This is a genomic window from Sulfitobacter sp. 1A15258, from assembly GCF_043557045.1.
Lineage (GTDB): Bacteria > Pseudomonadota > Alphaproteobacteria > Rhodobacterales > Rhodobacteraceae > Sulfitobacter > Sulfitobacter faviae.
This window is the reverse complement of sequence record NZ_JBIFFK010000002.1, coordinates 325,757-337,171: the sequence shown is the minus strand read 5'-3', so window position 1 is coordinate 337,171 and position 11,415 is coordinate 325,757. Positions and strand designations below refer to the sequence as shown.

Below are 11,415 nucleotides of genomic sequence, written 5' to 3'. Positions count from 1 at the left end.
TCTCTTCATGTCGACCAATGCCCTTTCCAAATCCCGCAGAAAGCCCATCACGGTGGAGGATCTGAACGGTCCGACCAAGGCCGCCATCACCTTTCTCTGCCTTGGCGAGCAGACCGGCTCGGAACTCATGCAAAAGCTCGGCACCGCCGAGATCGAGCGTATCACCAGCGCCATGAGCCGCCTTGGCCCGATCCCGGCAGAGGTGGTGGAACATGTGCTCAAAGAGTTCACCCAAAAGGTCGTCAGCGGCACCGGATCGGTTGTGGGGTCGCTGTCGACGGCAGAGTCCATGCTGCGCAAATTCATGCCCGAAGAGCAGGTGACCAGCATCATGGAGGGGCTCAAGAACAGCGAGCGCGAAAGCGCCATGTGGCGCGGCTTTGGCGCGCTGGATGAGACGGTGATCGCCAATTACCTTAAGGGCGAGCATGACCAGACGGCGGCAGCGATCCTCAACAACGTCGACACCGGCGTAGCCGCCAAGGTGCTGCCGCTGCTGGGCCCTGAGCGGATGCAGGACATCGCCGAGCGCATGATCGCGATGGAGGCCGTACCGCTGCATATGATGCAGCAGATCGAAGAGACATTGAAACAAGACATCCTGTCGAATGCGATGCACACCAATTCGGTCGAGACGCATCAGCGCATGGCGGATCTGTTCAACCAGTTGGATGTGCAGGCTTTCGAAGAGCTTTCCGGCGCGCTCGATGCGCGTATTCCGGACGCTTTCCAAGCCATCAAACAGCGCATGTTCGTCTTTGATGACCTGTTCAAACTGCCGATGCAGGACTTGGCGCAGGTCATGCGCGGGCTGGACGGGGCGACCCTGCCGATGGCCATGCGCGGCGCCAAGAAAGAGCAGCGCGATCACCTGATGGAATGCCTGCCGCAACGCTCGCGTCAGATGCTGATGGACGAGATGGCCGCCACCGGCCCGGTCCGGGGCCGCGACGTGCGCGCGGCACAGGCCGCCATGGTGGAATATGCCAAAAGCCTCGCCGATCAAGGCGTGATCGAACTGCCCTCGGCCGCCGATGACGACGAATTCATCGAATAAAGGGGGTCAGCGGTAGACGCTTGACGCGCTATAGCCGCCGGTGATCGTGGGGATGTCGATGGTCGCGGCCGTAAAGCTGCCGCCCTGCCCGATCGAGACAGCCCCCTGCATCAGCGAAAGCACCGTGCTCGACGACGAAGAGACACCTTCGACCGCATCGTAAATCGCCGAGAACCGCGAGACGAGCTTGTCGACCTCCGCCGGGTCTTGCAGCTTTTCGATGTCGAACTTCTGCTCGAAAAGTGCGATCTGACGGTCGAGATCGACTTGAATCGCCTCATCCGGCACACCAAGGGCGCGGCGCATAAATTTGCCGAGGTCTTCGTCCTTCAGCACGTCGAGCCAAGAGTCGATCTCAGCGGCTTTGGATTTGAACTCCAAGGCGATCCGCGCGCCTTCGTTGTCCTCTCCGGCCTCGTTCAGCACGAAACGTTCCTTGAAGCGGTCGATCATCTCGGCCTGCCAATCGACCTTATCGAGGTTTTCGCTGCTGCCCCCTCCGGGCGTGAAGCCCAGAGTGAGATACATCTCGCGAATCTTGGGGTCGCTGAGCCGGTTCACCAGCGCGGAACTGTCGGTGATATCGCTCTCTAACGTCTTGCGGATCATCGCCTTGCCAAAGATCTGATCTTCAAGGTCGAAGGCCCGCATGACGAAAGTATAGACTTCCGTATCGGCAATCAGTTCCTGCGGGGAAGAGATGCTGCCAATACGCTCTTCAAAGGCTTCGATCTGCCGGGCGTTCAGAGCATTGCTGGCGGCAAGGTCGAGTTGTTTGTCGCGCGTTGCGTCAAACAGTTTGACCGCCACCTGCGTGCCCATGCCGCCCAGCGAAATCATGCGTGCGCGGCCTCATGGCTAGAGGCGGGCGGCACCGGGCGAAGCTGCATGAGCTCGGTCTCGTATTTGAGCACCGCGCGCAGCTCGCTCATCGCCTTGTAGAAATCGGCCATGGAGACGAAATTCGCCGCTTCCATGATCCGGGCGCGCATGTCTGCGCCAAAGCAACAGGCCAGATCGGCCAAGCCCTGCTGGATCATCGGCAGGATTTGATCGCGTGTATCGGGACGGATCAGCGCAGTCTGCACCAAGAAGTAGACCTTGGAGACGGGCGTGGATTCCGCATCTGGCTTCAACAGATCGGACTCGCGCACGATGTCGGCGCGGTTCTCGACCGTCAGCGCTTGGCGGCGGTCGCCGTTGCGGATGACGCAGCCGTTTACAACAACGCGTTCGCGGGGGCGGAGGGTGAGTTTCAGCATCTTACACCTCCTGCATCTGCGGCGCGGCCTGCCCGGCCAGACCGGCGGCGATATTGCCGTTGATCTCGACGAGACCCGCCAAGCGGCCTTCGCCAGCCATCAGCGCGGTGCTGTGACGGTCTACCCAAAGCGCGATGGAAATGAGCGAGGCTTTCAACCCGTCGGGCATCTTGTTTTCCGGCTCGGACAGGTCAAAGCGCAGGGCCGACCAGAACCGTTGATTTTCGTAAATTGCATCGCGCAGACCGGAGGCGAGGATATTTAACCGCTCGCTCTTATCGTCTGTCGCATCAAAGCCTTGGCCCTTTTCGGCAAGGTCATGTGTGACACGGCTCAGGATGCGGCGCTCGATCTGCCGCGGGGTTTCGCTTTCGCGAATTGTTCGTTTGTATGCTGCCAGCCCCATAGGAATTCTTCCTTGTTTTTATCGTTTGCTGCCTGCCAACCGCAAATTCTGAGGCGGTTGGACCGGGGCCAAAGCGCTAGGCTCTGGCCCCGAAAACCCTAATCCTTAACGGAACAGGCTCAGGATGTTCTGCGGTGCCTGGTTGGCGATCGACAGGGACTGCGATGCCAGCTGCTGCTGAACCTGAAGCGCCTGAAGACGGGCGGCTTCTTCTTCCATGTTGGCGTCAACCATCGCGCCAACGCCCGCGTCGAGGTTGTCGGAGAGCTTGGTCAGGAACTCCTGCTGCATTTCGATCGACTTTTCGGAGATGCCCAAGCTGGTAGAAGCATCGACAGCAGACGTTGCAAGACCGTCAGCGTTTTCGAGGGACTTTGCTAGAAACGCCGCGCCAGTTGTAGCGTTACCAGCGTTGGTTTCGAAATTCGTAGCAATGGCCTCAAACTTCTTCATCATATCATGTAGGTCGACCGTCTCCACGTCGATGGAGGTCGTTTCGATTGTCGCACCCGTACGGGTAATACCTGTAGTTACAGAACGGGTTTCGGTTACAGCGACTGGTGCCGCAACAGCTGCATTACTAGAATCTTCGTAGCTGAGCACACCGGTAGCCGCATCGATAACGACAGTGGCGTCGCCACCCGCGCCATCACCCTTGGCAGTGCCTGTGGCATTAACCAGATCATCACCAGCAAAGGTAGACTGGCTGATCGTGGTCTCCATCGAAGCGACCAGAGCTTTCAAGTCTGTTTCGATATCGCCAAGGCCGGTGCTGTTGTTTTGCGCTGTCAGTACCTTTTCAGCAAACTGTGCTGCGAGATCTTTGAAAGAATCTGCCCCGACACGTGCTGTAGCGATTGAGTTTTTCGTTAACGTCAAACCCTCGTTGACAGCTTTGGTCATACCGCTGTCGCCCTTCATTCCTTCGGAGATAGCGAAGTACGAAGCGTTGTCTTTGGCCGAGGTGACTTTAAGACCAGTGGAGATTCGGTCTTGGGTTTGGTTAAGGTTCGAATTCACATTCCGCAGAGTTGCGAGAGCGTTCATTGCGGATGTGTTTGTGTTGATCGAAGACATATTCTTTTTCCAGACTATTCTAGTTCGTTATGTCGTCTTTCTGACAACTGCGGGGCGAACCCGCTTGATTACGTTTTTACGCGAAAAACTGGCAACATTGAGGCAATTCAGAAACTTTTGTCCACGGTTGCCATCAGTGTTGCGCGGTTGTCACGTTTCGCACCGCTTCGGCCGTAAATGCCTGCAATGCTGTGCTTTTCCCGGATTTGGGAAACCTGTGAGATCATCTCTGACGTGGCTTGGCGGGCCAATTGCAGGTGGTGATGATCGCGCGCGATCAGATCTTTCAGATCGCGCAATTTATCTTTGCTGACCGCCTCGGGATCGTGGCTGAGTTGCTCTTCCAAGACGGCGGTGAGTCGGGCTTTTTCGCTGGCGAATTCGACCAGCTGGTTGAACGCCCCGCCCTCGACCGCGGCGATTTCGCGGCGCAGCAGATTGCCCAATGCGTCAACGGCGGCGAGTGCTTTGCGCGGATCGCTCATCGGTCGGCCCCCGTTTGATAGCGCTGCATGGCAGTTTCAATTGTGCGGGCGATTCCGGTGCTGTTCTGCTCGGCGATGCTTTCGCCAATCGCGTTGGACAGAAAGCTGCGCCAAGTCTCTTCGGCATGCCCCCCGCCGAAGCTGCCGATGTCCACGGTCGAGAGCATTTCATCGACCATCTGGCCGAGGAACATGGCCTCGAACTCCTGCGCCTTTTCGGCGGTGACGGCATCGGTCTGCGGCGCTGCCGGTTTGGCCGCCGGGGTCGGTGCGGGGATTGGGAAAGATGGGAATTCCATGACCTGCCCCTAGATGATCTCAAGGTCGGCATGCAGAGCGCCCGCCGCCTTGATGGCTTGAAGGATTGAAATCGTCTCGGTCGCGCCGACGCCGATGGCGTTCAGCCCGTCGACCAGCCGTTGCAGGCTGACCGACCCGTCGATGACAGCGAATTTCGCGTCTTTCTCTTCCACGCCGACCGAGGAATTCGGGACCACCACGGTGGTCCCGCCGATGGACAGCGATTCGGGCTGGCTCACGTTGAAATCATCGCGGACGGTGACGGTCAGCCCGCCTTGGCTGACAGCGACACGGTCGATGCGAACATTGGCCCCGATGACGATGGTGCCGGAGCGCGCGTCGATCACCACTTTGGCGACCTGATCGGGCTGGACTTGCAGCGGCTCGATCAGGGCCATCGTCTCCATCAACGATCCTTTGCCGTAGGCCGATACGGTGATGGTGCGCGAATCGATGGCCTTGGCGACCGGACCCATGGCTTGGTTGATCGCCGCCTCGACCCGCTGTGCGGTGACGAAATCGGCGTTGCGCAGAGCCAGTTTGATGCTGTTCATCTCGCTAAAGTCGAAATCGACCTCGCGCTCGACGATGGCGCCATTGTCGATCCGCGCGCCCGTGGGCACGCCTTCGACGATGGAGGCGTTCAGCCCCTGTGCGGCGAAACCGGCGACGGCAATCGGGCCTTGGGCCACGGCGTAGATCTCACCATCGGCCGCGGTCAGCGGGGTGACGATCAGCGTGCCGCCGCGCAGCGATGACGCATCACCCAGCGAAGAGACCACCACGTCGATGGTGCTACCGGCCCGCGCGAAGGGCGGCAGGGAGGCGGTGACCATGACGGCGGCGGTATTGGCCGTGCGCATCTGATCTTCGGTCAGGTTGCCGATGCCGAGCCGCTCTAGCATGCCCTCAATGGCACGTTCGGTGAAAGGCGCGTTGCGCAGGCTGTCGCCCGTGCCGTTCAGCCCCACGACCAGCCCGTAGCCGACCAATTGGTTCGACCGCACGCCCTCGACGGTGACGATATCCTTGATCCGCACCTGTGCTGCCGCCGGCGCGGCGAGCGCGAAGGTGAGGCCGATCAGCAAAAGTTTAAACAAGGCGTTCATGGGGCGGTTCCGGTTAGAGGTAGTTCAGGAAGGACAGGCGCGAGAGCCGCGCGGTGATGGCAAAGCTGGAGTCGAGTTGGTTCTGCAATTGGGTCAGACGGGTGGCCGCGTCATATTGGTCGACCCCTTCGAGGTTCATCACCTCCCCGTCCAGAAACAGCGCCCGGCTTTCTTGAGCCGCGATCGTATCGGCCAGCTGTGCGCGTTTCAGGCCGGTCTGGGTTTCCAGATCGGTCAGCCCTTCAAGCCCCGCCCCGATGGCGCTGCGCGCCTCGCTCAGCCACGCATCGCGGGCGGCCTCATCGGGGATGTCGCTGGGGTTTACCGCGCTCAGCATCGCCAGCCCTCGGACCAGATCGCGGATTGCCGGGTCATTGGCTTGGGCGGTTTGGGTCAGGGTCTGGGTCTCAGACGTGCGCGAGGTCAGCGGCGGATTGCCCGACGGCGCGCCGTTGTAAAAGGTGTTCTCGAAATTATGGTTGAAGAACACCGAACTGTCGCCAAAGCCCGCCTTGAGGTCATCGATGGCGCGCTGCACATCCGCCACATCGGTCAGAGGGCCGCCGATCATGTGATCCACCGCGATGGCCGAGGATTCGCCGGTGCGCGGGTTGATCTCATCCCAAGCTTGCAGCGGGTTGGTGTCGCTGCGGGTGCCCGACATCAGGAAACCGGAACTGTCGCTGACCGCCGCACGCTCCAACACGCGATCAAGCGCCGTGCGCGCGGCCTGCGACAGATAGGTCGCCGAAAGCCCGCCCGCGTTGTCGGTGGTGAAGGCTTGCTCAAGCACACTCTGACCGACGTCGCGCATGGCACCAAGCGATGTTTCGACGGCGAGAAAGCGGCGATCCAAGAGCGTATTGGAGGTCAGGAAACCATCGTTGCGGGTGATCTGCATCCGAATGGCAATGGCATCGGCAGAGCGATGGCCCAGATCGTCATAGGGGTTGGCCTTCAGCCCGGTCGTCACCTCTTTCGACACGTCCGAGATCTCGGCGGCGAGGCGGCTGGTCTGTTCGCGCTGGCGCAGGCTTTGCAAAGCGGTGGAGACGGCGCGGGAAATCTCGGTCATCCTATCCTCACACGCTGGCCAAAAGGGTGTCGAGCATATCGCTCAGGCTGGTGAGCACCTGCGAATTCGCGCCGTAGGCCTGTTCGATTTCCAGAAGCTTTTGCAATTCGGTATCGACGTTCACGCCTTCGATGCTGCTGCGGTTGTCTTCAAAGGTGATCAGGCGCACGCGCGCCGTTTCGGCCTGCGCGTCAGCGCCGACCCGCAGCACGTTCTGCTGGCTGACCAGATCGGCGGCAAAATCCCCAAGACGCGCATTGGTGCTGAGACCGGTCGCGGCGTCGAAAGTCATGCCCGTCTCAAGCACGTCGACAAAAGCGTTCAATTGCGTGGTATCACCCGGCTCCCCGGGCACCGTTGCACCGGCACCGTCGCGCAGACGCCAAAGCGCACCGCCCTTGTCGGGCTGGACGCTGTCATTGAGCGCAAGCCGCCCGGCCAGCCCGTCCAACTGCGCCGGATCGAAAGCGCCGCCTGCATCGGTGAAAAGCCCCGGCTGCCCGGCCCCGACGGAGGCATCGGCGGCCTCGAAACTCTGCACCAGCCCGCGGGCGAGTTCATCCAATTGCAGCTTCATCTGCGGCAGGTCATTGGCGATCAGCCCGCTCAGCCCCGCAAGGCGGCCACTGTCCGACCCGCGCGCGGTGGGGCTGTTTGGCGTGATGTCGATGTCCCCTGCCATCAGCCGCCCCGTCTCGGGGTTGGCACTGAGCGGCACGGCGGTTTCGCCATAGACCAACTCCGTACCGCCGGTGGTGTGCAGCGTCAGCGTTCCATCCGCTTCCCAACGGCTTTGGAAATCCATCTGACTGCCCAAAGCATCAAGGCGGCGGTTCATCTCATCCATCAGCCCGCTGGTGCCGGTGGGATCGGTCCCGGCAAGGGCCAGACGTTCGTTCAACGCAGCGATATCCGAGAGCGCCGCGTTTACCTCGGCCACGCTCGCCACCAGACTGTCACCGGCCTGTGCGCGGCTGGCCTCAAGCCCGATGGCGGCCTCGTTGATGCTGTGCACCAAGGTCTCGCTGCGCGACAAAAGGTCGTTCTGCGCGGCGGGGTCGGAGGGGTTGTTGGCCAGAAGGTCGAGGCCCGCCTGAAACTCCGCCAAACGAGCGGCGGGGGAGACTTCATCGCCCGGCTCGCCCAGAGTGATCAGATAGCTGCCGAGTATCTCACTGGTTGCAGAAGCGCGGCCCAATTCAGCCGAAGCATTCCGCGACATGCCTGCAAGGCGTTCATCCACCTGCCGCGCAATGCGCAACTCTACCGTGCCACTTTGACCGTTGGTCGTGACCTGCGCGGCCTCGCGCCGGACGTAGCCTTCGGTTTGCGCATTGGCGATATTGCCCGCAACGAGGTTGGCGCGACCCTCTGTCGTGCTCAGCCCGCTGCGGGCAATGCTAAAGGCAGATGAGATGCTCATTCATGCACCGGGTTAGCGTTTGATGCTTAGCGTTTCACTCAGCATCTCATCGCTGGTGGTGATGATCTTGGCGCTTGAGGAATAGGCCCGCTGTGTCTGGATCAGGTCGGTCAGCTCTTCCGCGATATCCACGTTGGAGCCTTCGAGCGCCCCGCTATTGATGCTGCCCAGACCGTTCAACATCGGGTTGCCGATGCTCACCGCGCCGGAATCCCGGGTCGCCACATAGGCGTTGCCGTCGACCGAGCGCATCTGGTCAGGGTTGGCGACATTGGCAAGCGGCACTTGGAACAGCGCGCGGCGCTGGCCGTTGTCGAAGACGCCGTAAAGGATGCCGCTGTCGCTCATCTCGGCCCGCTCAAGGCTACCGGTCTCGGTGCCGTCATCCGAAAAGGCCGGGGGCGTGTAATCGCCCGAGAATTGGGTCATCCCCTCAAAAGTGCCGGGCGCGCCGAAGTCGATCTCAAGCGGTTGGGGGGTGCCGCCGTTGTTGATTTGCAGGGTCACCACGCCGGTCGCGGGATCAATCGGCAGGGTGCCGGGCGTGTAGCTCGCCGGACTGCCTGCATTGACGCCGCTGTCGGTGAAATTCACCGTCGCATCGCCGTAGCTGTTGCCTGCCTCATCGCTGATGCTGACGGTCCATTCATTGGCCGTGGCCCCCGGTGTCCAAGACAGGTTCAGCGCATCGCTGCCGCCCAATTGGTTCACATAGCGCAGGGTGGATTCAAAGGCCGTACCGGTGGTGCCAGCGCCGGTTTCCTGCGCGGGGACATTGCCCGAAACGCCAACGCGGGTGCTGGGCGTGCCTTGCACCTGATAGCTCGCCACATTGACGGTGCTGAGGTCATTGTAGCTGGTGCTGCTGACGCTGCCCGTGGCGCCGCTGGCATCCGTCGGAAAGCCCGAGAGGAAATAGCCCGCCGAGTTGCGCAGGTTGCCGTTCTGATCCGGGGTGAAGGAACCGGCGCGGGTCAGGTAGTAGTTGGATTCGACAGGATCGTTGGGATTGCGCGAGACGACGAAGAAGCCGTCACCCTGCACCGCCAAGTCGGTCGAGCGCCCCGTGCCCATGATATTGCCATTGGCCGAGATATCGGCGCGCACATCCGTCAGCACCCCCGCCTGCGTCGACCCGGTGTTCTGTGTCACGAATTCCGAGAAGGTCCGCCGGTAGCCCACGGTATTGGCGTTGGCGATATTGCTAGAGATATTCTGGACGCGGGAGGAGTTGGCCTGCAACCCGCTGACCCCGATCTGAAGGGCGCTTGTAATGCTCATGACTTGATCCTGCTCGTTCTTGTTATTCTTGACTTATACATGAGAAAGCCGATTCTTCATGACTAAAGCAAGAATAAAATTTGTATTTGATATTTATGTCACTGACTTTCCTTGACGTCCGTGACCTTGGTCACGGCATCTAGGATACGGTCCGCGCTCTCCATGCTCAGCCGCATCACGTTTGACCCCAGCGGCCCCTCTTCGGCAGGGCGCGCGCCCAGCCCTGTGGCGATCTCGGCCCAGCCGGGCAGGTCGGCCAGCGCGGGAAAGGCCGTGGCGGCCCTTGCAACCGTATCACTGTCGCCCGCCTGATAGGCGGCGAGGGTCAGTCGCGTGGCGTCGGCAAAGGCAAACTGCTGGGGGTGCGCCTCCCACATCTCAAGATAGGCCTGCCGTGCAGCGCCCCATTTGCCGGTCTCGTAGAGGGCCACCGCGCGGCTGCGGCGCAGGTCCATGTCTTGGGCGCGCAGACGCAGGGCGGCGAGTTCATCCGACCGGCCCGCCTGCGCCAAGGCTTCGACCAAAAGCGCTTCGGCCTCGGCGCCCTGATCGTCGGCATAGCCGCTGAGCAGGTCCACTGCCGCATCCGCCTGCCCACCTGCCAAAAGCGCGCGGGCCTCACCGCGCCGCAAGCGGGCCATAAGACTGGCATCGGGGGCAGTCGCCCCGCCCCGCTCCAAGGTCTGGGCCATTTCGCGCAGCGCGCGATACTCCCGCGCCGCAAGGGCGGTCATCCCGGTATCTAGCAGGCGTTGCGGCACGGCCATGGCATGGCCGACAAAGCCCGGATCGAAACGCCAGCGGGCGCTGATACGGGTGTGCCCTTCAAGAAATGGCCCAAGGTCGATCTCCCCCGCCGCCCCAGCGGCATAGAAGGCACCGTAGATCGCCCGCGCCTGTGCGCGTAGCGCCCCGGCCTCCTCTTCAGGGGCGGTGCGCAGCAAATTATGCAGCGCCCACAAGGCGGTATCGGTGTCGCCCTGCTCTGCGGCGACCTCTGCCAAAAGCTGCGCGCCTTCGCGCCCGAGGGCATCCCCGCTCCACATCCAGCGCGCGGTTTTCAGCAAAGACAGCGCGTCCTGCCCCGGCAGGGTCTCGGTCTCGCGCCCCATCCGGACCAGCGCGAGCCGCGCCCGCTGCGCATAGGCATCGCGGCCCTGTGCGGCTTGGACATAGCCTTCGAAAGCCATCAAAAGATCGCCCGACACCTCTGAGGCGCGGGCCAGAAGGTAGCGATAGGCGGGGCCATCGCGCAGCTCGGCATGGTCGGGGAATTGCGCGGCCAATGCCTGCGCCACCTCCCAATCCTCGGCCTCCAGCGCCGCTTCGAGCAGGTCGGGCAAAACGGCGGCTTGAATGGCTGGCGACAGGTCGGCGAGGCTTTCCAAGGTGCGCGGCATCAAGCGCGCCGCCTCCTCCACCGCGCCCAGCCGGACAAAGGCCGCTGCGCGCAGAGCCTGCCCCTGCCCCCAGCCGACGGACCATGACACCGCCTGCCCCAGATCGCCACCTGCGCCCCCGTCGAGCAGGGCGAGCGCGAGGCTCAGGGTCCGGTGCCGCCGCGCGGCATCGCCGGAGAGTGTTTCGGCGTCGAGCGCCTCCAGAAAGCCCGCCGCCTCGGGGCGCATCATCCAAGCAAGGTGCAATTCCGCCAGCCCCAGCAACACCTCGGCCCGCGCAGGATCCTCCGGCGCGGAGACCTCTGCCAGCTGCGTCATCAATGCTTCGCGCGTGGCGAGAAAGTCCTGCTCCCCCTGCTCGGCCATGGATAGAGGCGCAAAGACAGCACCCTCCTCCGCCGTCGCGGCCGGGGCCAGGAGCAAAGACAGGCCAAGAACAATGTTGTGCAGATGCTTCATTATATGAATAGATGCACTTTATTCTTGTAAAGATCCATTCTTTATTTCACACTGATCTTCATAATGTCACGCCATCCTTGC

Annotated in this window: 12 protein-coding genes; 1 reads left to right on the top strand and 11 read right to left on the bottom strand. The window is 61.8% G+C overall.

The window, feature by feature from the left end:
* Positions 1-7: 7 nt before the first annotated feature.
* Positions 8-1,057, top strand: a complete 1,050-nt coding sequence (locus ACGYK9_RS05710) for a flagellar motor switch protein FliG (protein WP_168612843.1) — start codon at positions 8-10, stop codon at positions 1,055-1,057.
* A gap of 6 nt (positions 1,058-1,063) precedes the next feature.
* Here ACGYK9_RS05710 and ACGYK9_RS05705 read toward each other — a convergent pair whose 3' ends face one another.
* The 11 genes from ACGYK9_RS05705 to ACGYK9_RS05655 form a co-directional block, all read right to left on the bottom strand.
* Positions 1,064-1,897, bottom strand: coding sequence for a DUF1217 domain-containing protein (locus ACGYK9_RS05705; protein WP_394413614.1), 834 nt, complete (start codon positions 1,895-1,897; stop codon positions 1,064-1,066).
* A complete protein-coding gene (locus ACGYK9_RS05700) occupies positions 1,894-2,319 on the bottom strand; it encodes a flagellar biosynthesis repressor FlbT (RefSeq protein ID WP_322329176.1) in 426 nt (141 codons plus the stop codon). The genes ACGYK9_RS05705 and ACGYK9_RS05700 overlap by 4 nt, the downstream gene beginning before the upstream one ends.
* A 1-nt stretch (position 2,320) precedes the next feature.
* A complete protein-coding gene (gene flaF / locus ACGYK9_RS05695; RefSeq protein WP_067262368.1) occupies positions 2,321-2,725 on the bottom strand; it encodes a flagellar biosynthesis regulator FlaF in 405 nt (134 codons plus the stop codon).
* Between the two features lie 105 nt (positions 2,726-2,830).
* Complete coding sequence (locus tag ACGYK9_RS05690; RefSeq protein ID WP_394413609.1) at positions 2,831-3,802, bottom strand: flagellin; 972 nt, start codon at positions 3,800-3,802, stop codon at positions 2,831-2,833.
* Positions 3,803-3,909: 107 nt separating this feature from the next.
* Positions 3,910-4,287, bottom strand: a complete 378-nt coding sequence (locus ACGYK9_RS05685) for a hypothetical protein (RefSeq protein WP_394413606.1) — start codon at positions 4,285-4,287, stop codon at positions 3,910-3,912.
* On the bottom strand, positions 4,284-4,586 hold the full coding sequence (locus ACGYK9_RS05680; protein WP_394413603.1) for a rod-binding protein: 303 nt from the start codon (positions 4,584-4,586) through the stop codon (positions 4,284-4,286). The genes ACGYK9_RS05685 and ACGYK9_RS05680 overlap by 4 nt, the downstream gene beginning before the upstream one ends.
* 9 nt (positions 4,587-4,595) lie before the next feature.
* The gene (locus tag ACGYK9_RS05675; RefSeq protein ID WP_168612836.1) at positions 4,596-5,696 is read right to left on the bottom strand and encodes a flagellar basal body P-ring protein FlgI; all 1,101 of its coding nucleotides are present in this window, start codon (positions 5,694-5,696) and stop codon (positions 4,596-4,598) included.
* Between the two features lie 13 nt (positions 5,697-5,709).
* Entirely contained in the window at positions 5,710-6,771 is a 1,062-nt protein-coding gene (locus ACGYK9_RS05670) for a flagellin (RefSeq protein ID WP_394413600.1), read from the bottom strand.
* A gap of 7 nt (positions 6,772-6,778) precedes the next feature.
* Positions 6,779-8,194 (bottom strand): flagellar hook-associated protein FlgK, encoded by a 1,416-nt coding sequence (gene flgK, locus ACGYK9_RS05665; protein WP_394413597.1) that lies wholly within the window; start codon positions 8,192-8,194, stop codon positions 6,779-6,781.
* A 12-nt stretch (positions 8,195-8,206) separates the two neighbouring features.
* Positions 8,207-9,475 (bottom strand): flagellar hook protein FlgE, encoded by a 1,269-nt coding sequence (locus ACGYK9_RS05660; protein WP_394413594.1) that lies wholly within the window; start codon positions 9,473-9,475, stop codon positions 8,207-8,209.
* A 98-nt stretch (positions 9,476-9,573) separates the two neighbouring features.
* Positions 9,574-11,298 (bottom strand): hypothetical protein, encoded by a 1,725-nt coding sequence (locus ACGYK9_RS05655; RefSeq protein WP_394413591.1) that lies wholly within the window; start codon positions 11,296-11,298, stop codon positions 9,574-9,576.
* Between the last annotated feature and the right edge of the window lie 117 nt (positions 11,299-11,415).

Coding starts and splice junctions, on each gene's coding strand:
- ACGYK9_RS05710 (WP_168612843.1), top strand. CDS start 8: ATGTCGACCAATGCCCTTTCCAAATCCCGCAGAAAGCCCATCACGGTG.
- ACGYK9_RS05705 (WP_394413614.1), bottom strand. CDS start 1,897: ATGATTTCGCTGGGCGGCATGGGCACGCAGGTGGCGGTCAAACTGTTT.
- ACGYK9_RS05700 (WP_322329176.1), bottom strand. CDS start 2,319: ATGCTGAAACTCACCCTCCGCCCCCGCGAACGCGTTGTTGTAAACGGC.
- flaF (WP_067262368.1), bottom strand. CDS start 2,725: ATGGGGCTGGCAGCATACAAACGAACAATTCGCGAAAGCGAAACCCCG.
- ACGYK9_RS05690 (WP_394413609.1), bottom strand. CDS start 3,802: ATGTCTTCGATCAACACAAACACATCCGCAATGAACGCTCTCGCAACT.
- ACGYK9_RS05685 (WP_394413606.1), bottom strand. CDS start 4,287: ATGAGCGATCCGCGCAAAGCACTCGCCGCCGTTGACGCATTGGGCAAT.
- ACGYK9_RS05680 (WP_394413603.1), bottom strand. CDS start 4,586: ATGGAATTCCCATCTTTCCCAATCCCCGCACCGACCCCGGCGGCCAAA.
- ACGYK9_RS05675 (WP_168612836.1), bottom strand. CDS start 5,696: ATGAACGCCTTGTTTAAACTTTTGCTGATCGGCCTCACCTTCGCGCTC.
- ACGYK9_RS05670 (WP_394413600.1), bottom strand. CDS start 6,771: ATGACCGAGATTTCCCGCGCCGTCTCCACCGCTTTGCAAAGCCTGCGC.
- flgK (WP_394413597.1), bottom strand. CDS start 8,194: ATGAGCATCTCATCTGCCTTTAGCATTGCCCGCAGCGGGCTGAGCACG.
- ACGYK9_RS05660 (WP_394413594.1), bottom strand. CDS start 9,475: ATGAGCATTACAAGCGCCCTTCAGATCGGGGTCAGCGGGTTGCAGGCC.